The organism is Epilithonimonas tenax DSM 16811 (assembly GCF_000428485.1).
Lineage (GTDB): Bacteria > Bacteroidota > Bacteroidia > Flavobacteriales > Weeksellaceae > Epilithonimonas > Epilithonimonas tenax.
On the sequence record NZ_AUAA01000021.1, the window covers coordinates 37,727 to 61,993 of the forward strand.

Below are 24,267 nucleotides of genomic sequence, written 5' to 3' on the forward strand. Positions count from 1 at the left end.
TCGCTGAGGTCCAACTTCAGCGATTTTAATTTTTATCCTATTTCAATTCCGTTCCCAACGGTCTCATCAGGCGTCACAAAAGTCAACTTGCCATCTGCTTTTGTCGTGAGGAGGAACATCCCTTGGGATTCTATGCCTCGGATTTTTCTTGGTGCAAGATTGAGTAAAATCATCACTTGTTTTCCAACCAATTCTTCCGGAGAAAAACTTTCTGCAACCCCGGAAACAACGGTTCTGATGTCAACACCGGTATCCACAGTGAATTTCAAGAGTTTGTCTGCTTTGGCTACTTTTTCTGCCGTCAGGATTGTTGCGGTTCTCAAATCGATTTTTGAGAAATCATCAAATTGTATTTCATCCTTTACAGGCATTACGGTCTGAGGAACTTGTACTTCAGATGCTGCACCTTCGGACTGTGATTGGGTGATCAGCGAAACTGTATTTTTATTTTCCGCTTTGGTATTCTCTAATTTCTGAATCTGGAACGCTATGGTGGCATCTTCTATTTTGGAGAAAAGAAGAGACGCTTCACCGATTTGATGTCCGGTTTCTATCAGGATGTTTTTGGTTTCAATGTCACTCCAGTTTAGCTTTTCAAGATTGAACAACGTCAATAATTTCTCTGAACTGAAAGGCATAAAAGGTTCTGATAACTGAGCCAAAGCTACTGCAATCTGAGCGCCAACAAATAAGGAATGGGCTGCTTTTTCAGGATCCACTTTAATGGTTTTCCAAGGTTCTTCGATCTGAAGATATTGATTCCCAAATCTCGCCAGGTTCATCAAAGCTGACAAAGAATTTCTGAATTCGAAGTTTTCTAAATGTTGTGCAATTTCTGCTGCTGATTTTTTGATTTCAGCTAATTCTTCGGCATCTGCATTTCCTGCAGGAATGATACCGTTGTAATATTTGTGGATCAAAACAGCCACTCTGTTAATAAAGTTCCCGAAAATCCCTACCAGTTCAGAATTATTCTTGGTCTGAAAATCTTTCCAGGTGAAGTTATTATCCTTAGTTTCCGGTGCGGAAGAAAGTAGTGCATAGCGCAAAACATCCTGCTGTCCTGGGAATTCTTCTACATATTCGTGTGCCCAGACTGCCCAATTGCGGGAAGTCGATATTTTCTCGTTTTCAAGATTCAGAAATTCAAAAGCAGGAACATTGGTTGGCATGATGTAATCGCCGTGTGCCTTCATCATCGCAGGGAAAATGATACAATGGAACACGATATTGTCTTTCCCGATAAAGTGAATCAAATCAGATTCCGGGCTCTGCCAATAATCTTTCCAGTTTTTTCCGGTTTTCTCAGCCCATTCCTGGGTGAAGGAGATGTAGCCAATGGGTGCATCAAACCATACGTACAGTACTTTTCCCTCTGCATTCGGCAATGGTACAGGAACGCCCCAGTTGAGGTCTCTTGTCATGGCTCTAGGCTTCAAACCGTCGTTCAGCCAGGATTTTACCTGTCCGTACACATTGGTTTTCCAGTCGTTTTTATGACCTTCTATGATCCAATCATTTAAGAAAGTTTCGTAATCATTAAGTGGCAGGTACCAGTTTTTGGTTTCCTTAAGAATCGGCACATTGCCGCTCAACATAGAGTGAGGATTGATGAGTTCTGAAGGGGAAAGGGTGGAACCGCATTTTTCACACTGATCGCCGTAAGCATTCTCATTAGCACAATTGGGGCAAGTTCCTACGATATAACGGTCTGCCAAAAACTCATTGGCCTGCTCATCAAAATACTGTTCAGAAACTTCTTCTGTGAATTTGTCCTTATTATAAAGTGTTTTGAAAAAATCCTGGCTGACGTCGTAATGTTTTGGAGATGTCGTTCTGGAATATTCATCAAAAGAGATCCCCAGATCTGCAAATGATTTTTTGATGATCCCATGGTATTTGTCCACAATATCCTGTGGCGTTACGCCTTCTTTTTTTGCCCGGATGGTGATTGGGATGCCGTGCTCATCACTTCCACAGATGAAAGCAACATCTTTTCCCAATCTTCTCTGGAATCTTGCATAGACATCTGCAGGAATGTAAACACCTGCCAAATGCCCTATATGAACCGGTCCGTTTGCGTAAGGCAACGCTGCCGTAATCAATTTTCTGTCTGACATTATAATCTGAAATTAGATTTGCAAAAATACAACTTTTCGATTAAAAATTATCGGGGGTTGTATCATTATTAATTTGATGATGATTGTTAAAAAGTGTTTGAATATCAATAATTAAAATTTTAACATTTGTTGATTTTTATTTCATTTTTCATTAATATAGGATTAATATTGGTTAATTTAGGAGAAAAAAACGTTAAACAAACGTTTAAAAAAAGTGTTAAAATTTCACGTTTCCTGCAAAAGTGTTAATAGTTTTAATGTGTTGATTATTAAAGATTTGAGTCTGTTGTATGCCCTTTTTGTCTAAAATGACATGCCTGAAAATAACAATTTTTAAAATATTTTAACAGAATGTTGTTTTTTTTATAAATTGCGAAACAGGATCAGGTATGATTCTGAAACAAATTTGAAAATAATATAAACCTTAAAAATTTATTTTTTGTGAGAAACTATAATGTATTAAAAATTGCTCCTGCATTCCTATTGCTTGGATCAATGTTACATGCACAACAAAGCTCCGATTCGGTGAAAAAAGAAACCGCTATCGAGCAGGTTGTGCTGATTGGTTACGGTAAGCAGAAGAAATCTGATCTTACGGGGTCTATCACTTCTGTTACCGCGAAGGATTTTAATGGAGGTGCGACATCACCAGCACAGCTGATTCAGGGTAAAACTCCAGGGGTTCAAATAACCTCCAATGGTGGTGCGCCAGGAGCGGGTTCTTCTATTAGAGTGAGAGGTATTTCATCCTTAACTGGTAATAATTCGCCGCTTATCGTGATCGATGGGGTTCCTCAAGATTTTAGCGGGATTTCTGGAGCTTCAGATCCATTGTCGCTTATTAATCCTAATGATATCCAAAGTTTTGATATTCTAAAAGATGCCTCTGCAGCAGCTATTTACGGAAACAGAGCATCCAATGGTGTTATTTTAATTACCACAAAACAAGGATCTGCAGGAAAACTGAAAGTTGGTTTTTCGACATTAGCATCTGTTTCTACCAAAATGGGAAATGTAGATGTCTTGAGTGCAAATGATTTCAGAAATTTTGTAAACACTTACGCTTCTGCAGGTTATAAGGCAAGATTAGGAAATGCTGATACCAATTGGCAGGATTTAATCTATCAAAAAGCTTGGGGTACTGATAATAATTTATCTTTTTCTGGCGGTGTCAAAGGTTTACCATATCGATTATCTTTAGGCTATAATGAGCAAAATGGTATTGTCAGAACTAACAATTTTAGAAGAACATCAGTTGGTTTAAACATCAACCCGAAATTTTTGGATAATCATCTTTCTGTAAACGTGAATGCAAAAGGAACTTTTACGGATAACAGATTTCCAGCGAGTGTGATTGGTGATGCCGTACGTTTTGATCCTACGCAACCCGTATATTCTGGAAATTCAAATTATGGCGGATATTACGAATGGTTGCTCAATGGAGGCTTGAATGTTAATGGAAACCCGAATCCACTGGCTTCCTTGGCTGCTACCAGAGACATTTCTTCTATATTTAGAGGTCTTGGTAATGTACAGTTGGATTATAAATTTCATTTTCTTCCAGATTTACATTTTAATGTCAATGCAGGGATAGATTATTCTAAAGGTGATGGCGCAAAAACCGTAGATGGAACGTACAAGATTGGATATGCAAACAAAGGAACCTTTAGAGAATATTCTCAGGATAAGAAAAATAAATTGTTGGAAACTTACTTCAATTATGTGAAAAATATTTCGGCTATCGACACCAGTTTAGACTTGGTAGCTGGATATGCGTATCAAAGTTTTCAAAATTATGTACCATTTGCACCAACTAGAGATGGTATTAATACGCCAATAGTACCATCTGCTGACTATAAAGACAAAGTTGTTTTATTGTCTTTTTACGGAAGGGCCATTTTTACAATTGCCAATAAGTATATTATTTCAGGATCACTTAGAAGGGATGGATCATCTAGATTTTGGGATGGAACCAATAAGGGCGATTTGTGGGGAACTTTTCCAGGTGTATCTGTCGCTTGGAAAGTTAATGAAGAGAATTTCTTGAAAGATTCAGGAATTAACAATCTTAAATTAAGAGGAGGTTGGGGAAAAACAGGTAACCAACAGATTACCGGTGGAACTTACCCTGCGTTTGCTGCTTATAATACCAGTAATGGTGGTGCATCTTATCAATTTGGTAACCAATATTACTTTATGTACAGGCCCAATATCTATAACCCAAATTTGATATGGGAAACTACTATTACTAAAAATGTTGGGTTAGATTTTGGCATTCTAAAAAATAGGATTAATGGATCTGTGGAGATTTATCAAAAAAACACCAATGATCTGATATTAGACAGCCCTATTGCTGCAGGAGATTTGAGTAATCACAATATTTTGAATGTAGGTAATATGGAAACCAAAGGGATTGAAGGAAATATAACCTTCATTCCTGTAAAAAGCGAAAACACAACTTGGGAGTTTTCAGTCAATGCAACTCACTACAATTCCAAAATCACAAAATTGATCAATGGTGCAGATGCCAGTTATAACATTTCAGTGACAGATCCTGGGATTGCCGGAGGTGTAGGTAACACTATTGAGGCTCATTATGTGGGAGGAAAACCTTATTCTTATTATGTTTATCAGCAGGTATATGATAATAATGGGAAACCTATGGACGGTGTTTACGTGGATAGAAACGGAGATGGTGCCATAAATGCAAAAGATATGTATTTCTACAAATCTACTCAACCAGATGCTATTTTAGGATTTAACACCAAGTTAACACACCGCAATTGGGATTTTGGTTTCAGTGCTAGAGCTGTATTAGGGAATTATGTCTATAACAATGCAGCATCCAACAGTTCTCTACAGTCTGCCTCTACCAATGATTACTTGCAAAATGTTTACAGTACAGCACCAGTTTATCAATTTTCAACACCTAGACTTCTTTCTGATATTTATGTAGAGAATGCTTCCTTTTTTAGGCTAGATAATGCAAATCTTGGTTACAATTTCAAAGATGTTTTTTATCCAGGATCTAGCTTAAGAGTTTATGGGATGGCTCAAAATGTTTTTGTGATTACAAAATATTCCGGAATTGACCCTGAAGTATTTAATGGTGTAGATAACGGCTATTATCAGATGCCAAAAATTTATTCGCTAGGTTTTAACTTTCAATTCTAAAAAAAATGAAATACAATAAATTAAAAATAATAACAATCGCTGCGGCATTTTTGAGCGTAGTTAGCACAACTTCGTGTCTTCAAGATTTGGAACAAGAGCCAATCACAGATGTAACTTCAGTAAGTGTATTTGCTGATTTTGCCAACTATCCAAGTGCTTTAGCTAAAGTGTATGGCGGACTTGCCAATGGTGGACAAGAAGGTGGTGGAGGAAACGCGGACATCAATGGTATCGACGGTAACTTCTCCCAATATACCAGACAGTTATTTACAATGCAAAGTTTACCTACGGACGAAGCTGTAATTGCTTGGAATGATGGGACATTGCAAACGATTCATAAAATGACTTGGGATTCTCAAAATGAATTCGTCGGAGCAATGTATTATAGAATCTATACAGAGATCGCTTTCTGTAATGAGTTTTTGAGAAATACAACGGATGAGAAATTAGCAAGTAATAATATCACGGGAGCAAATCTTACAGAAGCAAAATACATGCGAGCTGAAGCAAGATTCTTAAGAGCTTATGCGTATTATGATGCATTAGATTTGTTCGGAAATGTTCCATTTGTAAAAGAGGATTATCTTCCAGGGTCTATCAATCCACCAGCAAGAATTACCAGACCAGAATTATTCAAATTTGTAGAATCGGAATTATTGGCTTGTGCAACAGATCTGAAAGATGCTAAAACCAATCAATATGCACGAGCAGATAAGGCAGCTGCTTGGGCCTTGCTTGCTAGATTGTATTTGAATGCTCAGGTCTATACAGGAACAGCAAGATATGCTGATGTCATTACGAATTGTGAAAAAGTAATTGGTGCAGGATATTCTTTAAAATCGAAATATGCAGATTTATTTTTAGCAGATAATGATAAGAATAATACAGAAACTATTTTGCCTGTAGCATTTGATGGACTTAGAATCCAAAGCTATGGCGGAAGTACATACATGATTCATGCATCTGTAGGAGGTAAAATGAATGCATCAGAATTTGGAATCAATGGAGGCTGGGGAGGTCTTCGAACGACGAAAGCGTATGTCAATCTGTTCCCAGCAGCAGATCTTCGCGGTAATTTCTTCAAAGATGGTCAAAGTTTAGAAATAAATGATTTGGGTTCTTTTTCAGATGGTTATGCATTTGTAAAATATAAAAATGTGACAAGTACTGGTGTTAAGGGTTCCGATGGTGCAGGAAATTTTGCTGACACAGATATTCCTCTATTAAGACTAGGTGATGTTTATCTAATGTATGCAGAAGCTTTCGCGAGAGGTGGCGGTGGAGATGCTGCCAAAGCACTAGGTTTCGTTAATGCACTTAGGGCGAGAGCTAATGCACCAGTAGTCTCTGTTTTGACCCCGAATTTTATTCTGGACGAAAGAGCAAGAGAGCTTGGTTGGGAAATGACCAGAAGAACCGATTTGATCCGATTTAACAAATTTACAACTTCAGAATATTTATGGCCTTGGAAAGGTGGTGTAAAAGACGGTGTTGCGGTATCTAATTTCAGAAATCTTTATCCAATTCCGGCAAAAGATATTATTGCAAATCCAAACCTGATCCAAAATCCTGGTTATTAATATATAATTTAATAAAATTATGAAACATTCAATATTTCAAAAACTGGCAGCAGGCATTATTATTTTATCAGGATTGTCTGCCTGCGATGATCGCGAGATTGTTACGATAGACACAGAGACCACTCCGGTGTTGATGGACTTATCAAAAAGTAGCCTTGTGTTAGATCCTAATTTTCCTGCTAACCCAGCGCTAACGATCACATGGAAATCTGCGAAAACCACAGTTCCTGTGGAACTCAAGTATAATCTAGAGATTAGTGCTAATAAAGCATTTACCAATTCCAAGGTTTTGGCTTCAACAAATCAATCACAGACAAATTTGTCATTTACTTTTAAGGATTTGAATGAGGCAGCGAAAAGCATTGGTCTTGTAGCTTATCAAGCTCAGAATATGTATTTTCGTGTCACTTCTCTTACGACCAGTAATCAGTTAGCTCAGGTGTCAAACATTACAAATTTGATGTTAACGCCATATTTGGCAAGTCCTACGTACCCTTATTCGGATTTGTTTCTAATAGGTAATGCAGCTGTTGGAAATTGGGATAATGCGGCATCCAATAACACCCTTCTTCCACTTTTGAAAACCTCTAGCGCCAATGTGTATACGTATACAGGCCTATTTAAAATGGGTACAGATGTAGGATTCAAAATTATCAAAGTGAAAGGGTCTTGGGATGCTCAATTCGGTTTCGGATCTCCAGGAAATTTGAGTACCAGCGGAGGTTCCGGAAACCTTACAGTTCCTGAAGAAGGGTATTACAAATTGACTATTGATACAAGCGCTCTTAGTTTCTCTTTGGTGAAGATTCCAAATCCAGCGGTGACTTATACGACAGTCTCTCTTTTTGGAACATCAACTTTATCTACAGATATTCAACTTACCAAATCAACTTTTGATCCCCATTCTTGGTCTGCTTCAAAGGTTACTTTAAAAGAAGGTGTTTTCAAATTCCGTGCAAACAATTCCGGAACTGTAAATTGGGGCACAAACAGTGAATTCTTTGGGGTTGGAGTCAACGGCGGCGCAGACATTCCGGTTTCTGCTGAATGGCAATATGATATATATTTTAACGACATTTCAGGGAGTTATACATTTATTCCTGTTAAATGATTTCTGTAAATTTTAATTAAAAAATCAATATGAAACATATATTTAAATCGGCTTTTGCAATAGTCTTACTGGCATTATTATTCGTTGCTTGTAGTGATGAAGCAGATAGAGACTGGACAACTCCAGAAGCTAGTTTCAAGCTCAAAGACACTTCTCTTGGCAGCAATGTGTTGTATGAAACAATGAAGAATAATCCTTTTATTCTAACTTGGGAAAGCGCTAAAACGTCTAACTACACTGTAGTAATGTCGGCTACTGCAGATTTTGCTGCGAAAGTAACACTAGGAACTGCAACAACCAATACTTTTCTTACAACGATAGGTGATGTAAATACTAAACTTTTACAAGCCGGATTTTCTCCTTATGCCTCAAAAACATTATATATAAGAATAGAATCCGGATCAGAAGTGTCTAATGCTATCAGTTTTGCAGTGACCCCTTATCCTGTAGCAATACCCGTTATCACGGCACCTACAGCAGGGAAAGTGTTAGTCTTGAACGGTACAACCCCAGATGCTAATGCCATTACTTTTACCTGGGATGATTATGCAACTTATGGTGTGGATGTGAAATATCTATTAGAGATTGCTAAAAAAGGATCAACAGTGTATTATCCAGTAGCAACGGTGATCAATGCAAAGTCCTCACCAATCAGTGTAAAAGAACTGAATACACTTGTTCTTAAAACTGGTGCACAGGCAGGAAGCCCTTCAGATGTCAACATCCGTGTAACAGCTACTTCTGTATCTACAGGAGGGACTATTAGCAAAGTATCAGATTTGGTGACCTTCAACGTGACACCTTATGAGATGTTATCATATCTATATGTTCCCGGAGCTTACCAGGGATGGTCTATAGACACAGCTAATACACTTGTTTCTTCTACTAGTAATGGTGTGTATTTTGGTTTTATCGATTTTACGGCTGGTAATCTTGAATTCAAAGTGACACCTGCAAGAGCTTGGGATAATAGCTATGGAACCAATGACAATGTACATTTGCTTTATAACGATGGAGGCAATTTGTCAGCTACATCTGCAGGTTATCAGAAGTTGATGGTTAACACCAATGATCTTACATTCAGCCTGGCTCCTTATGCCATGGGATTGGTAGGAGACGCAACAACCAATGGATGGAATGGCCCAGATGTCGCAATGACATGGGATGATGCCAACTTATCCTGGACTGCAACCACAACTTTGGCAGTAGGAAGTCTGAAATTCAGAGTTAACAATGCTTGGGATGAAAATTATGGTGGTACAAACGGATCTGCATCAGCCGGCGGAAGTAATATTGCAGTTACCGAAGCAGGCACATATAAAATAACTTTTAACCCTTTCAAATTAATTTATACTGTGGTTAAACAATAATAAAATAGATTTTCAAATAAAAAAGTGTTGCCAAAGTGCAGCACTTTTTTTATATTGTAGAACATATATAAACCTTAGAAAAAATGAAAAAATTCACCATTGGAGCAGCTTTGCTCTCTATGATGTTTACAGGAATCAATGCCCAAAGTTTAAAATCCCCAGACGGTAAATTCGAAATGAATTTCCAACTGAAAAACGGCATTCCAGTTTACAATTTAAAGTATAACGGGAACGTAGTGGTCGAGGATTCCAAATTAGGATTGAGACTTTTCAAAGATTCATCTATCAAGTTCGCTTCCGAAATTGCAAAACCGGAAGATGCAACTTTCGACCTCAACAACGGCTTCACAAAAACAGCCGAAAAAAGAGATTCCAAAAACGAAAGCTGGCAACCAATTTTGGGAGAAAAAAAGAATTACACCAATGATTATAACGAACTAGCGCTGACTCTTAACCAGACTTCATCCGACAGAAATATCATTATCAAATTCAGATTATTTAACGACGGTTTAGGTTTCAGATACGAGTTTCCTCAACAGAAAAACCTGAATTATTTCGTCATCCGAGAAGAAGATTCTGAGATCGATTTTCCGACAGATATGAAAGCGTGGTGGATCGTTGCAGATTATGATTCTCAGGAATACCAATACCAAACCACCAAAATCTCCGAGATCCCGGCACAATGGCCAAAAGCTTTTGACGCCAACGCTTCTCAGACCTTGATCAAAAATGCCGTGCAGTCACCATTGATGCTGAAAAAAGAAGGCAAAGAACCACTTTACGTCAATGTTGGTGAAGCTGCAGTGCTAGGCTATCCGGCCTCGCATCTGGAAGTGGACGCTCAGAATTTTAAATTCAAAACCCATTTGACAGCCGACAGACAAGGTGCCAAAGGTTACATCCAAACACCTTCTACAACACCTTGGAGAACCATCATCGTCTCCCCAAAAGCAGAAGTGGTGATGGATTCCAAAATGATGTTCAACTTGAATGAGCCTACAAAATACAAAGACACATCTTACATCAAACCAACCAAATACATGGGCGTTTGGTGGGAAATGATCATCGGAAAATCCCAATGGGCCTATTCTACAGCAGAAAATGTCCATATCGATAAAACCGATTTCTCAAAATTAACACCCAACGGTAAACACGCTGCCAACAATACAAAAGTCAAAGAATACATCGATTTTGCTTCTGCAAACGGTTTCCATGGCTTGTTGATAGAAGGCTGGAACACAGGTTGGGAAGATTGGTTTGGACATTCCAAAGAATTTGTTTTCGACTTCATTACACCTTATCCGGATTTCGACCTCAAGATGCTGAATGATTACGCCCATTCAAAAAATGTGGATCTAATCATGCACCACGAGACTTCCGGCTCAGCTTCAAACTACGAAAGATGGGCAGACAAAGCGTTCCAAATGATGAACAAATACGGCTACAAATCCGTGAAAACCGGTTACGTAGGCGACATCATTCCAAGAGGCGAACACCATTATTCCCAATGGACGATTAACCATTATTACAGAATTGTCGAAAAAGCGAACGACTACAAGATTATGGTCAACTCTCACGAATCTGTTCGTCCGGGTGGAGAAAGCCGTACATATCCGAACTATATTTCTGCAGAAGCCGCTCGTGGCACAGAGTACGAAGCCTTCGGCGGAAACAAGCCGGACCACCAGACAATTCTTCCGTTTACAAGATGGATGGGCGGTTCTATGGACTACACACCGGGGATTTTCCAAACCAAGTTAGATTACTATTTCCCAGGCGACAAACGTTTCGTTCAAACGACTTTGGCCAAGCAGTTGGCGCTTTACGTCGTGATGTATATGCCGTTACAAATGGCAGCAGATTTACCGGAAAACTACGCCAAACATATGGACGCATTCCAATTTATTAAGGACGTTGCCGCAGATTGGGACGATACCAAAATCCTTGCCGCAGAACCTGGCGATTACATCCACACCGCGCGTAAAGCTAAAGGAACAGAAAACTGGTTCGTAGGCGGCGTTACAGACGAAAATGCAAGAGATTACACCGTAGATTTCTCCTTCTTGGACAAAGGCAAAAAGTACGAAGCCACCGTGTACGAAGACGGAAAAGACGCAGATTACATCACAAATCCACAGAGTTACCACATTTACAAAAAAACAATCGACAACAAAACCAAATTGCCAATCCATCTGGTAAGAAGCGGCGGTTACGCCATTTCTTTGAAACCTGTAAAATGATTATAAATTCCCCTTCCCTGAAGGGGAGATTTTCAAACTTGTTCTATAATCGGGGGTAGTTTTTTTAGAAGCTTAATCCCGCTTTCCACTATATCTTTTTTGTTTTACGACGTTTTGTCTTCAAATCGAAATTTATCAAAAAACAAAAAAGGATGCCGTTGCAATCGGGGCTATGGGTTTCTGAACAAAAACAAGTTTGGTCTTCATTTTAACGACCTTAAAATTTTGACGTTAAGCAAATTAATATTTTTGACGTTAAGAAAAATTTACTGTTTGAGCAAAGCGAGTTTAAATTTTTTAGTCAGAAATATTAATTTGTAGTCAAAAATTTAGAGTCTTGAATTTTTGGTTCTTTTGTTTCAAGACAAAAGAACTTACAAATAAAATATCAAAATCTAAATTAACATTATGAAAAAAATAATCGCATTTTCTTCAATCATACTTTCCTCCATTTTCTATGCTCAGGTTCAGAAAGTAGAACCTGCATTCTGGTGGAGCGAAATGAAAAATCCGGAACTTCAACTCTTGGTGTACGGAAAAGACATCAACAACCTTCAACCCGAATTCGCCAACGGCATCAAAATCAAAGAAGTCAAAAAAGTTGAAAACCCAAATTACCTTTTCGTAACCATAGACACCAGTGGTATTCTGCCCGGAAAAACAAAACTGAATTTCAAAAGCGGAAACAAAACCGTCAAAACCATCGACTACGAATTCAAACAAAGACAACAGAATTCTGCCAACAGAGATTCTTACACTTCCTCAGATGTGATGTATCTGGTCATGCCGGACCGTTTCGCCAACGCAAATCCGAAAAACGACAACACACCAGACACAGCAGAGAAATCTGACAGAACCAAAACCGGCGGCCGTCACGGCGGCGATATTGCCGGAATCGTAAAAAACCTAGATTATCTAAGCGAATTGGGCGTTACCACACTTTGGAACACGCCTTTGTTGGAGGATAATGAGCCTTCTTATTCTTACCACGGCTACGCACAAAGCGATTATTACAAAATCGATCCGCGTTACGGAACCAACGAAGATTATAAAAATCTGGCGGACGAACTTCACAAACGCAAAATGAAACTTGTGATGGATTATGTCACCAATCACTGGGGCTCAAAAAGCTGGATCATTCAGGATTTGCCTTCCAAAGATTGGATTCATTATTGGAACGAAGGAAAAGATGGTTTCCAAAGAAGCAATTACAGAATGACCACACAATTCGATACCAACGCAGCTAAAGTTGATGAAGCTGCCTGTATGGACGGTTGGTTTGATACTACAATGCCGGATATGAACCAAGGCAATCCAATGGTTGTCAATTATATGGCGCAAAATGCGATTTGGTGGATAGAATACGCTGGACTAGACGGATTACGAGTCGACACTTATTCTTACAACGATAAAAAAGGAATTGCAGATTGGACCAAAAAAATAACGGACGAATATCCAAAATTCAACATCGTAGGTGAGGTTTGGATGCACGACCAAGCTCAGATGTCTTACTGGCAAAAAGATTCTAAGATTGCTGCGATAGAAGGTTACAATTCCTATCTGCCTTCGGTGATGGATTTTACACTCCACGATGCCATCGGTCAGGTTTTCAAAGAAGAGCCCGGCTGGGATTCTGGAATGCAAAGGGTTTATGATAATTTTGCAAACGATTTCCTTTATCCGGATATCAACAATCTTTTGGTGTTTGCAGAAAATCACGATACCAATAGATTCAACCAAATATTTCCAAAAGTTGAAGATTACAAACTCGCAATGAGCTTAATCTTAACTGTTCGTGGCATTCCGCAATTGTATTACGGTTCAGAAATCGGAATGGCGGGTGACAAAGGAAAAGGCGGCGACGGCGAGATTCGTCAGGATTTTCCTGGAGGTTGGGCTGGCGACAAAAACAATGCTTTTACAAAATCAGGAAGAACTTCTTCCCAAAATGAATACTTCGATTACACCAAAAAAATCCTGAACTGGAGAAAAGGAAACGAAGCGATCCACAAAGGAAAAACCTTGCATTACATCCCAAATAACAATGTTTATGTTTACTTCCGTTACACCGATAACAAAAGAGTAATGGTGGTCATCAATAACAACAAAGAAACTCAAAACCTGGATTTGAAGCGTTTTTCCGAAGGTCTTAATAATTTGACAAAAGGAAAAGACATCCTTTCTGACAAAGATTTTGATTTGAAAACAAATTTGTCTGTCGCCGGGAAATCTTCATTAATTTTAGAACTTAAATAAAATTAGTTTTATCGTTTTGAAATGGCGAAAAATAAAAAGATAAATGTTCAAGGAGTTGATATTGTTTTATATGAAGACAATAGCAGTGATTTTATTTCTTTGACTGATATTGCAAGGCATAAAGATTCTGAAAATACAGATACTATTGTTCAGAATTGGATGAGAAATAGAAATACTGTTGAACTTTTGGGTTTTTGGGAAATGATATACAATCCCGATTTTAAACCCCTCGAATTCGAGGGGTTTAGGAAACAGGCTGGACTGAACAGTTTTGTAATGACACCCAAACGCTGGATAGATAGCACTAATGCAAAAGGAATAGTTTCAAAAGCAGGAAGATACGGAGGGACTTTTGCTCATAAGGATATTGCTTTGGAATTTGCATCGTGGATTTCTATAGAATTTAAACTGTATGTAATCAAAGAATTCCAACGTCTCAAGGATGATGAGAACAACCGATTGAACCTCGAGTGGAACTTACAAAGAACCATTTCCAAAATCAATTATCAGATTCATACAGACGCTATCAAAGCTAATTTGATTCCTAAAGAAATCACAAAACAACAATGTAGTTTTGTTTATGCTAATGAAGCAGATATGCTGAATGTCGCACTTTTCGGAATTACAGCCAAAGAATGGAGAGACAACAATACTGAGAAAAAAGGAAATATTAGAGATGAGGCAACATTGGAACAATTGGTAATTTTGAGTAATCTTGAAAGTATCAATGCATTTTTTATCCAGCAAAATCTGTCTCAACACGAAAGACTTGTTCAACTCAATAAAGTGGCCATCACTCAAATGAAATCTTTACTCGAAAATAATAAACTTAAAACCATAAAATAGATTATGAAAAAATATTTTTCTCTATTACTGTTTCTAATTCTCTCTGTTTCTATTCCTCTTTCTGCCCAGAAAAAAGGCTTTTATGAGAATGTTCAAAAGAAGAATGTCAATAAATTATTAGATAACTTCAACACCTTTGCAGCCCATGCAGATTTCGATAAATACTTTGATTGTTTCGCGGAAGAATCTACTTTCATCGGAACAGATGCGACCGAAGTCTGGAACAAAAAAGAATTCAAAGAATGGGCGAAACCATTTTTCGATAAAAAAACAACCTGGAATTTCAAATCTCTGAAACGAAATATCTACTTCAGCAAAGACGGAAATTACGCTTGGTTCGATGAAATTCTTGATACGCAAATGAAAATCTGCCGAGGTTCCGGCGTTGCAGAAAAAATCGGTGGGAAATGGAAAGTGAAACAATACGTTCTTTCGGTAACAGTTCCAAATGAAGTGGTGGACGAAGTGGTGAAAATAAAATCACCGATTGAAGATGCTTTGATTCAGAAATTAAAATAATTATATACCTTAAAATAAACGATGATAAAAAAAGTTAAACCCAATCTCTCCATCGCCCAGATTATCAATATGAGTATGGGATTTTTGGGAATCCAAATGGCATTTGGATTGCAAAACGGAAATGCGAGCCGTATCCTCGCAAACCTTGGTGCTGATGTCCACGAGCTTTCGTGGTTTTGGTTGGTGGCGCCTGTTACAGGATTGATCGTTCAGCCAATCATCGGTCATATGGGCGACAACACCTGGAGTCCGCTTGGCCGTAGAAAACCTTACTTTTTGATTGGTGCAGTCCTCTGTGCCATCGGTTTGGTTTTGCTTCCAAATGCGGCTTCCGTAACGCATATGATTGCAGCGAATGTTCTATTGTTAGCTGTAATTTTCCTAGCGATGATGGACTTTTCTGTCAACATTGCAATGGAACCTTTCCGGGCTTTGGTCGGCGATATGCTACCGAAACATCAGGGAACTTTGGGCTTTTCGATCCAGACTATTTTGATTGGAATTGGAGCGGTGATTGGTTCAGAAATGCCAAACTGGCTGACAAAATTAGGTGTTTCTAATGTTGCACCGGAAGGCTACGTGGCAGATAATGTGATTTACGCTTTCTACGTTGGAGCAACAGTTCTGATTATTTCGATTCTTTATACGATTTTTACAACTAAAGAATATTCACCGCAGGAATTTGCAGAATTCGAAGGTGGAAAAGAAGTGGCAGAAGAACATTCGAAGTTTTCTGATATGTTCAAGGATTTTGCAAATATTCCTAATCTGATGAAGAAATTGGGAATCGTTCAGTTCTTTTCTTGGTTCGCACTTTTTACAATGTGGGTTTTCACCACGAGTGCTTTGGCGACGCATCATTTCGGGCTTTCTCCGGAAGACACAAAATCGATTGAGTTCAACAAAGCTGGAGATTTGACCGGACATTTATTCGGTTTATATAATCTCTTTGCAATTCCATTTGCATTCTTACTAACGCCGATTGCAAAAGCTATTGGGAAAAAACAAACGCACGCTTTAGCTTTGGCAAGTGGCGGTTTGGGATTGATTTCAATGTATTTTATCAAAGATACTTCTATGCTTTGGATATCGATGATAGGATTGGGATTTGCGTGGGCAAGTATTTTGGCAATGCCTTATGCAATGTTGATTGATGCCATTCCTCAAAGAAAAATGGGCGTTTATATGGGCATTTTCAATTTCTTCATTGTAGTCCCACAAATCATCAACGGTGTGTTCGGAGGACCAATAGTTGCAAATCTTTTCGGAAATATGGCGATTGATTACGTTGTCGTTGGAGGTGCTTGTATGTTGTTAGGTGCTTTGATTACTTTGATTTTTATCAAATCTCAGGAAGAAACTCCGAAAGAAATTGGAGAAGAAATCCAGCAGGTTCATTTTTAGTAATAAAGTAAGTTGTCACACTGAGCTTGTCGAAGTGTCTACTATATAAAATCCACCAATTCGGTGGATTTTTCGTTTTTACTGATTAAAATTTTACCGAAAATTAAAATCTAAAGGTAAAAAATGAGATTCACAGTAAAATTTCAGGCATCGTAATTTTTTCAGCTTTCATAACTTGAGAACCAATACTTTATATCTAAATTTTGTTTTGATGAATATCGTAAAAATAGCACTATTTTATGTGTTTTTGATAACTTTAAAAGCCATATTTTATGAAAGTGCCAATGTTTATTGGAATTAGTTTATACATTTGTACCGTTGAAAACAAACAGATGAATAGCACAATCATTATTCTTGTCATTCTTGTCATTATCGGATTCCGATGGTGAGTGATGGCTTGTACTAATTATTGAATTTGAAATAATACAAACCATTCTCATCACGAGGATGGTTTTTTTTTGAAAAATGGATAAAATTAAAAATAATAAAGAATGTATTACAATGACGACAGTGTTCTCTTTTTTGATGGGGAATATGTGAAAGCAAAAGAAGCCAAGACCGATTTGTACGGTCAATCGTTACACTACGGATATGCTGTTTTCGAAGGGATTAAATCTTATAAAACCGCGAACGGAACCAAGATTTTCAAAGCAGAGGAGCATTACGACAGACTAAGAAAGTCTGCACAAACGATGATGATACCTTTCGATTATTCAACCGAAGAAATGATGGAAGCAACCTACAAATTATTGGAGATTAATAATTTATCAAACGCTTACATTCGCCCATTGGTCATTTGTTCTCCAAATATGGCTTTATCAAAAGGACAAAAAAGTTATCTCGTCATCGAGGTCTGGAATTGGGACAACGGTTATATGGCCAATCAGATGAGAATTATGACGTCATCATTCGAACGTCCAAATCCAAAAGCTTTCAAGGTTGAAGCAAAAGTAAGCGGTCATTATGTGAATTCGATTTTGGCTTGCCAGGAAGCTAAGGATAAAGGTTTTGATGAAGCTTTGGTTTTAGATGCTGACGGAAATGTAGCAGAAAGTTCCGGCGCCAATATCTTCTTCGAAAAAGACGGTAAACTTTTCACACCTGCAAAAGGCAGTATTCTTCCCGGAATCACAAGAGAAACAGTTTTCGAAATCTGCGACCAACTGGGAATTCCTTACGAGGAAAAATGCTTCAAACCAGAAGAAATGAAAGGCGCAGACGCCGGTTTTTTCTGTGGAACTGCAGCCGAAATCGTAGCATTAGGTTCTCTTGATGATGTTCCTTTCAAATTGAATTGGGAAGAAAGTGTAGCATCGAAAGTCCAACAAGCTTACCGTCATTTGGTGTTAGAAGCAGATTATTCTTATTTAAAAAAAGACCTTCAATATGTGTAACGTAGAACTTAATAAATATTCCAAAACACTGACGAAAGACCCGACGCAACCAGCCACTCAGGCAATGTTTTACGGAATTGGTTTTGAAGAAGAGGATTTTGACAAAGCACAAATCGGAATCGCAAGTATGGGCTACGACGGCAACACTTGCAATATGCACCTGAACGGTTTGGCTGAGATTGTGAAAAAAGGCGTCAAAGAACAAAACTTAGTCGGATTGATGTTCCACACTATTGGAATCAGTGACGGAATGACCAATGGAACAGACGGAATGCGTTATTCGCTGGTAAGCCGCGATATCATTGCAGATTCCATCGAAGCCGTTTGCGCTGGTCAATATTACGACGGATTGATTACCGTTCCAGGTTGCGATAAAAATATGCCAGGTTCTTTGATGGCGATGGCAAGATTGGATAGACCTTCAATTATGATTTATGGTGGAAGTATTGCGCCCGGACATTACAAAGGTCAGGATTTGAACATCGTTTCGGCTTTCGAAGCTTTGGGAAATAAAATCGCAGGAAAAATTTCTGATGAGGATTTCAAAGGCGTGATAAAAAATTCCTGTCCAAGCGCCGGTGCTTGCGGCGGAATGTACACAGCCAACACAATGGCGTCGGCGATTGAAGCACTCGGAATGAGTTTGCCGTATTCTTCATCTTATCCAGCTTTAAGCAAAGAAAAAAAAGAAGAATGCCAATTCGCTGGTCATTATGTGAAAATCCTTTTGGAGAAAGACATCAAACCATCCGACATAATGACGCCAAAAGCCTTCGAAAATGCTTTACGGTTGATTATGATTTTAGGCGGAAGTACCAACGCTGTTCTTCATTTTATCGCGATTGCAAAATCCATCGGATACGATTTGACTTTGGACGATTTCCAAAAAATAAGCGATGAAACTCCATTTTTAGCTGACCTTAAGCCTAGTGGAAAATACCTGATGGAAGACCTTCACAATGTGGGCGGCGTTCCGGCAGTGATGAAGTATCTATTGGATCTGGGCTTGCTCCACGGCGATTGCTTGACGGTAACAGGCAAAACGATTGCTGAAAATCTAGAACACGTCACATCAATTATCGATAGACAACAAAATATCATTCACGATATCAAAGACCCAATCAAAGCGACAGGACATATTCGGATTCTCTACGGAAATCTTGCTGAAAAAGGTTCTGTGGCGAAAATTACAGGAAAAGAAGGCGATTATTTCAAAGGAACAGCCATCGTTTTTGACGGTGAAAAAGAATTTATCAAAGGCATCGAAGACAAAAAAATCCAAGAAGGAAATGTAGTTGTTATCAAGAACGAAGGTCCAAAAGGCGCACCCGGAATGCCGGAAATGCTGAAACCAACATCCGCATTAATGGGCTCTGGTTTGGGCAAAAACGTGGCCTTGATTACCGATGGTAGATTTTCCGGAGGAACGCACGGTTTTGTGGTGGGTCACATTACGCCGGAAGCCTTCTCCGGAGGTCTGATTGGCTTAATAAAAGATGGCGACGTGATAGAACTGGATGCAGAAAAAAATACCATCAATGCACTTCTCTCAGAGGAAGAAATTGCCAAAAGAAAAGCCGGATTTCAACAGCCAGATTATAAGGTGAAAAAAGGTGTGCTGTACAAATATGCTAAATCCGTAGCAGATGCGTCACAAGGTTGTGTGACCGATTTGTAAAATGATGATGAATGAGATATTATTTTGGGCAGCTTTTCCGTCCTCCACTGCCAAACCTAACGGAGTGGTTCGAAGAAGTCAATCTTTTTTGCAGACGATTTCAGTTTAAAATATCACTTGATTACCACGCAAAAAAGGATTTCCGTTCAGGCCGGGCTGCAATCGTATGGCGTTCCAAAATAATGCAATTACAAAGACTCTGAAGGATTCAATAGCAGTAGCCGTTGGTGAAATCGAGGAACGAGATTGGGCGAAGCCAAACCTATGAAGACATATAAAAAACATTTAAAATGAATGATACCATTTCAAAAATAGAAAACACAGAATCACAGCCGCAGAAAACGATAGAAATCTCCGGTTCAAAAGCTGTTTTAGAAGCACTATTGCAGGAAAATGTGCATACCGTTTTCGGGTATCCCGGTGGCGCTATTATGCCTATCTACGATGCATTGTACGATTATTCCGAAAAACTGAAACATATTTTGGTTCGCCACGAGCAAGGTGCTATCCACGCTGCTCAGGGATTTGCAAGAACTTCCGGGAGAACGGGCGTTGTGTTTGCAACCAGCGGCCCTGGCGCCACCAATTTGGTGACAGGCTTGGCAGATGCCATGATAGACAGCAATCCAATTGTCTGCATCACAGGTCAGGTTTTTGCCTCACTTTTGGGAACGGATGCTTTTCAGGAGACAGATGTTATTAATATTACAACACCTGTGACCAAATGGAATTACCAGGTGACAGATGCCACAGAAATTCCCGAAGCAATGGCCAAGGCTTTTCATATTGCAAGCACCGGTCGGCCTGGGCCCGTCTTGATCGATATTACTAAAAATGCACAGATGCAGCTTTTTGAATATGAGGGTTATAAAAAATGCAATCACATCCGAAGTTATCGTCCCGAACCGGAAATTAGAAATGAATATATAGAGCAGGCTGCGGAAGTGATTAATCATGCAAAAAAACCATTTGTCATATTTGGGCAAGGCGTCATTTTGGGAAAAGCGGAAAAAGAATTCAGGGCTTTTATAGAACGGGTTAATCTTCCCGCAGCGGCAACGGTAATGGGGCTTAGTGCTTTGGAGACCAGTCATCCACTCCACGTGGGAATGTTGGGAATGCACGGCAATTACGCCCCAAATGTAATGACTAATGAATGTGATGTTCTCATTGCAGTCGGGATGCGTTTTGATGACCGAGTAACTGGTCGATTGGACAAATATGCGAAACAGGCCAAAGTTATTCACTTAGATATTGATCCTGCTGAGATCGATAAAAATGTGAAAACCACCGTTCCGGTTTGGGGAAATTGCAAAAAAACATTGCCACTTTTGACGGCACTTCTTAAAGATAATGACCATTCTGCTTGGCTTGCCGAATTCCGTGAGTTGGAAAAAGAAGAAATCAAAGAAGTCATTCAACAAGAACTCAACCCAACAACCGACGCTTTGACAATGGGAGAAGTCATCAGAGTTCTGAATGAATGGACCCATGGAGACGCGATCATTGCAACAGATGTTGGTCAGCATCAGATGGTTGCAAGTAGGTATGCGAAGTTTAATCAATCAAAATCCTGGGTGACTTCAGGTGGTTTGGGAACGATGGGATTTGGTTTGCCTGCTGCTATTGGTGCTTGGTACGGTGCGCCGGAAAAAACAGTGGTTACGATTATTGGTGATGGTGGATTTCAAATGACTTTGCAGGAACTGGGAACTATTATGCAGTTTGGTGCGAAAGTCAAAATTATAATCCTCAATAATGAATTTCTCGGAATGGTAAGACAGTGGCAGCAGCTCTTCAATGAGAAACGCTATTCTTTCGTAAATATCACAAGTCCGGATTTCGTCGCAGTGGCAAAAGCTTATGGTATAGACGGACAAAGGATTTCCAAAAGACCAGATTTGAAAAAGGCGTTGGGAGCAATGCTGAATCACGATAGTGCTTATCTTCTTGAAGTCTTGGTGGGCAAAGAAAACAACGTATTCCCAATGGTGACGCAAGGTTCATCGGTTTCCGAAATCAGACTTAAATAAAATACAAATGGAAAAACAAGAATTTACCATCACCTTATACACAGAAAATTCTGTTGGGTTAATCGGCAGAATATCAGGCATCTTCTCACGCAGAAAAATCAATATCGAGAGTTTGAATACATCACCTTCCGAGGTAGATGGTATTCATAGATTCACGATTGTTATTAATGAAATTGATGAGGTAGTAAGAAAACTCTGCCGACAGTTGGAAAAGCAGATCGATATTATGAAAGCATATTACAACACCGATGATGAGATCGTTTGGCAGGAGCAGGCACTTTACAAAGTTCCGGCAAATGTCGTGACAGAAAAAGTGTACGTCGAAAGATTACTTCGTCAATACGGTGCATCTACGGTTGTGATTCGACAAGATTATATCGTTTTCGAAACAGCAGGACATCGTGAAGAAATAGACCGACTGACCGAAGAACTCAACAAATACGGTCTCATCGAATTTGTACGCGGCGCAAGAATCGCTATCATCAAAAACAGCAGAGGAATCCACGACAAAGTCCTCGAATTCGAGAGAAGTGAACCTTCCGCCGAAATTATAGAAAACGAATTTCTGGACAAACGAGACGACGTTTTCACAATGTAAATAAAAAACTGATCTAAGCGTAAGCGCCTTAGTGAATTTAAAGCATTGAGTTAAAAAAAGCTTTGTGCGCTTTGTGTTCAAAATTCGAATCATTTATCAATAATCACTTATCAACAATAAAAATATAATGGCAAATTATTTCAATACCTTATCACTTAGAGAGCAATTGCGTCAATTGGGACAAGCAGATTTTATGGACAGTTCAGAATTTTCTGACGGCATTTCTGCCCTTAAAGGAAAGAAAATCGTAGTCGTAGGATGTGGCGCTCAAGGTCTGAATCAAGGCCTGAATCTACGAGACAGCGAACTGGATGTTTCCTTTGCATTGCGTCAGGAAGCCATCGATCAGAAAAGAGATTCCTGGAAAAACGCAACCCAAAATAATTTCAAAGTCGGCACTTATGAAGAACTGATTCCAACCGCAGATTTGGTCATCAATTTAACGCCAGACAAACAACATACTTCTGTGATCAATACCGTTCAGCCTTTGATGAAAGAAGGCGCAACCTTGTCCTATTCCCACGGTTTTAATATGGTGGAAGAAGGGATGCAAATCCGTAAAGATATCACAGTAATCATGGTCGCTCCAAAATGCCCAGGTTCAGAAGTTCGTGCAGAATATCTCCGTGGTTTCGGTGTTCCTACGCTGATTGCCGTTCATCCCGAAAATGATCCGCAAGGCAAAGGCTGGGAAGTAGCAAAAGCTTACTGTGTAGGAACTGGCGGCCATAAGGCGGGCGTTTTAAAATCCTCTTTCGTAGCAGAGGTGAAGTCCGATTTGATGGGCGAACAGACCATTTTGTGCGGACTTTTACAAACGGGTTCTATTCTTTCCTTTGATAAAATGGTGGAGAAAGGAATCGATGCAGCTTACGCTTCCAAGCTTGTTCAGTACGGCGTGGAGGTCATCACAGAAGCTCTGAAACACGGCGGTGTGAGCGGCATGTTGGACAGGCTTTCCAATCCTGCTAAACTGAAAGCTTTCGAATTGTCAGAAGAACTGAAAGACATTATGCGTCCACTTTTCCAGAAACATCAGGATGATATCATCTCCGGCGAGTTTTCCAAAATAATGATGGAAGACTGGGCAAACGGTGACACCAATCTTTTGAAATGGCGTGCAGAAACAGGAGAAACGGCTTTCGAAAAAACACCTGCAGGTGATGTGAAAATAGATGAACAAGACTATTTTGACAACTACCTTTTGATGTCCGCCTTCATCAGAGCTGGTGTGGAACTGGCTTTTGAGACGATGGTTCAGGCCGGTATCAAACCAGAATCTGCTTACTATGAGTCGCTTCACGAAACACCATTGATTGCCAACACCATTGCCAGAAAAAAACTCTTTGAGATGAACCGTGTGATTTCTGATACTGCAGAATACGGCTGTTACCTTTTCGATCAGGCTTGCAAACCTTTGTTGACGGATTTTATGAAATCTGTGGATACAGATCTGGTAGGAAAAAACTTTAACGAGGGAAAATCTACTACGGTTGACAACGCACAATTGGTTCATGTGAACGATGTTTTGCGCAATCATCCCGTTGAGGTGGTCGGCAAAAAATTACGTCACGCGATGACCGCGATGAAGTCTATTAAGACGGTTTAAAGTTAGGAGCTAATCCCGCTTTCCGCTATATCTTTTGCTCTTCGTTCCTCATCACAAAAGGATGCCGCTACAAAACGAGGAACGAGTTTCGACGATTCAAATAAAAAAATATAAAACGAGAGTCAATCGGGGCTATGGGATTTGTCATAAAAATAAAGTGTGTTAATAATTTCAAATCTTGTCATTCCTAAGGAAATAAAACTTACTGACTCTAATCGGAATGACCATATTTAAAAAACAAAAAAAGACAGCTTTTCTAAGCCAAGCGGCTTTGTGAACTTAGAACAGTTGGTTATTAAAAAAAATCTTTGTGCATTTTGTGTTCAACTACCCCA

Annotated in this window: 15 protein-coding genes; 14 read left to right on the forward strand and 1 reads right to left on the reverse strand. The window is 39.2% G+C overall.

Translation table 11 applies throughout. The features are described from left to right. Nucleotides 1–32 precede the first annotated feature (32 nt). Nucleotides 33–2,120: a methionine--tRNA ligase gene (gene metG / locus F564_RS0111510; RefSeq protein ID WP_028122782.1), complete on the reverse strand. Its 2,088-nt coding sequence runs from the start codon at nucleotides 2,118–2,120 to the stop codon at nucleotides 33–35. A gap of 441 nt (nucleotides 2,121–2,561) precedes the next feature. On the opposite strand from metG, the gene F564_RS0111515 reads away from it, so the two are divergent. The 14 genes from F564_RS0111515 (at nucleotide 2,562) to ilvC (ending at nucleotide 23,932) form a co-directional block, all read left to right on the forward strand. After that, nucleotides 2,562–5,294 (forward strand): SusC/RagA family TonB-linked outer membrane protein, encoded by a 2,733-nt coding sequence (locus F564_RS0111515; RefSeq protein WP_028122783.1) that lies wholly within the window; start codon nucleotides 2,562–2,564, stop codon nucleotides 5,292–5,294. A gap of 5 nt (nucleotides 5,295–5,299) precedes the next feature. Next, a complete protein-coding gene (locus tag F564_RS0111520; protein ID WP_028122784.1) occupies nucleotides 5,300–6,874 on the forward strand; it encodes a RagB/SusD family nutrient uptake outer membrane protein in 1,575 nt (524 codons plus the stop codon). A 19-nt stretch (nucleotides 6,875–6,893) separates the two neighbouring features. Beyond that, the gene (locus F564_RS0111525; RefSeq protein WP_028122785.1) at nucleotides 6,894–7,985 is read left to right on the forward strand and encodes a SusE domain-containing protein; all 1,092 of its coding nucleotides are present in this window, start codon (nucleotides 6,894–6,896) and stop codon (nucleotides 7,983–7,985) included. Nucleotides 7,986–8,014: 29 nt separating this feature from the next. Beyond that, the gene (locus tag F564_RS19170) at nucleotides 8,015–9,355 is read left to right on the forward strand and encodes a SusE domain-containing protein (RefSeq protein ID WP_051259651.1); all 1,341 of its coding nucleotides are present in this window, start codon (nucleotides 8,015–8,017) and stop codon (nucleotides 9,353–9,355) included. A gap of 83 nt (nucleotides 9,356–9,438) precedes the next feature. Next, a complete protein-coding gene (locus tag F564_RS0111535; RefSeq protein ID WP_028122786.1) occupies nucleotides 9,439–11,595 on the forward strand; it encodes a glycoside hydrolase family 97 protein in 2,157 nt (718 codons plus the stop codon). Nucleotides 11,596–12,003: 408 nt separating this feature from the next. Next, complete coding sequence (locus tag F564_RS0111540) at nucleotides 12,004–13,851, forward strand: glycoside hydrolase family 13 protein (RefSeq protein ID WP_028122787.1); 1,848 nt, start codon at nucleotides 12,004–12,006, stop codon at nucleotides 13,849–13,851. Between the two features lie 21 nt (nucleotides 13,852–13,872). Then, nucleotides 13,873–14,697 (forward strand): KilA-N domain-containing protein, encoded by an 825-nt coding sequence (locus tag F564_RS0111545; protein ID WP_028122788.1) that lies wholly within the window; start codon nucleotides 13,873–13,875, stop codon nucleotides 14,695–14,697. 3 nt (nucleotides 14,698–14,700) lie between these two features. After that, nucleotides 14,701–15,216 (forward strand): nuclear transport factor 2 family protein, encoded by a 516-nt coding sequence (locus F564_RS0111550; RefSeq protein ID WP_028122789.1) that lies wholly within the window; start codon nucleotides 14,701–14,703, stop codon nucleotides 15,214–15,216. A 21-nt stretch (nucleotides 15,217–15,237) separates the two neighbouring features. Continuing rightward, a complete protein-coding gene (locus F564_RS0111555) occupies nucleotides 15,238–16,620 on the forward strand; it encodes an MFS transporter (RefSeq protein ID WP_028122790.1) in 1,383 nt (460 codons plus the stop codon). Between the two features lie 491 nt (nucleotides 16,621–17,111). Beyond that, on the forward strand, nucleotides 17,112–18,014 hold the full coding sequence (locus F564_RS0111560) for a branched-chain amino acid transaminase (protein WP_028122791.1): 903 nt from the start codon (nucleotides 17,112–17,114) through the stop codon (nucleotides 18,012–18,014). Then, a complete protein-coding gene (ilvD, locus tag F564_RS0111565; protein ID WP_028122792.1) occupies nucleotides 18,007–19,692 on the forward strand; it encodes a dihydroxy-acid dehydratase in 1,686 nt (561 codons plus the stop codon). The genes F564_RS0111560 and ilvD overlap by 8 nt, the downstream gene beginning before the upstream one ends. A 290-nt stretch (nucleotides 19,693–19,982) precedes the next feature. Further along, on the forward strand, nucleotides 19,983–21,725 hold the full coding sequence (ilvB, locus tag F564_RS0111575) for a biosynthetic-type acetolactate synthase large subunit (RefSeq protein WP_034981439.1): 1,743 nt from the start codon (nucleotides 19,983–19,985) through the stop codon (nucleotides 21,723–21,725). A 7-nt stretch (nucleotides 21,726–21,732) separates the two neighbouring features. Next, entirely contained in the window at nucleotides 21,733–22,323 is a 591-nt protein-coding gene (gene ilvN / locus F564_RS0111580) for an acetolactate synthase small subunit (RefSeq protein ID WP_028122794.1), read from the forward strand. Nucleotides 22,324–22,450: 127 nt separating this feature from the next. Further along, nucleotides 22,451–23,932 carry a ketol-acid reductoisomerase gene (gene ilvC / locus F564_RS0111585; protein ID WP_028122795.1) on the forward strand — a complete coding sequence of 494 codons (1,482 nt, stop codon included), beginning with the start codon at nucleotides 22,451–22,453 and terminating at the stop codon, nucleotides 23,930–23,932. Nucleotides 23,933–24,267: the final 335 nt, after the last annotated feature.

Coding starts and splice junctions, on each gene's coding strand:
- F564_RS0111555 (WP_028122790.1), top strand. CDS start 15,238: ATGATAAAAAAAGTTAAACCCAATCTCTCCATCGCCCAGATTATCAAT.
- metG (WP_028122782.1), bottom strand. CDS start 2,120: ATGTCAGACAGAAAATTGATTACGGCAGCGTTGCCTTACGCAAACGGA.
- F564_RS0111560 (WP_028122791.1), top strand. CDS start 17,112: ATGTATTACAATGACGACAGTGTTCTCTTTTTTGATGGGGAATATGTG.
- ilvB (WP_034981439.1), top strand. CDS start 19,983: ATGAATGATACCATTTCAAAAATAGAAAACACAGAATCACAGCCGCAG.
- ilvD (WP_028122792.1), top strand. CDS start 18,007: ATGTGTAACGTAGAACTTAATAAATATTCCAAAACACTGACGAAAGAC.
- ilvC (WP_028122795.1), top strand. CDS start 22,451: ATGGCAAATTATTTCAATACCTTATCACTTAGAGAGCAATTGCGTCAA.
- F564_RS0111545 (WP_028122788.1), top strand. CDS start 13,873: ATGGCGAAAAATAAAAAGATAAATGTTCAAGGAGTTGATATTGTTTTA.
- F564_RS0111520 (WP_028122784.1), top strand. CDS start 5,300: ATGAAATACAATAAATTAAAAATAATAACAATCGCTGCGGCATTTTTG.
- F564_RS0111550 (WP_028122789.1), top strand. CDS start 14,701: ATGAAAAAATATTTTTCTCTATTACTGTTTCTAATTCTCTCTGTTTCT.
- ilvN (WP_028122794.1), top strand. CDS start 21,733: ATGGAAAAACAAGAATTTACCATCACCTTATACACAGAAAATTCTGTT.
- F564_RS0111540 (WP_028122787.1), top strand. CDS start 12,004: ATGAAAAAAATAATCGCATTTTCTTCAATCATACTTTCCTCCATTTTC.
- F564_RS19170 (WP_051259651.1), top strand. CDS start 8,015: ATGAAACATATATTTAAATCGGCTTTTGCAATAGTCTTACTGGCATTA.
- F564_RS0111525 (WP_028122785.1), top strand. CDS start 6,894: ATGAAACATTCAATATTTCAAAAACTGGCAGCAGGCATTATTATTTTA.
- F564_RS0111535 (WP_028122786.1), top strand. CDS start 9,439: ATGAAAAAATTCACCATTGGAGCAGCTTTGCTCTCTATGATGTTTACA.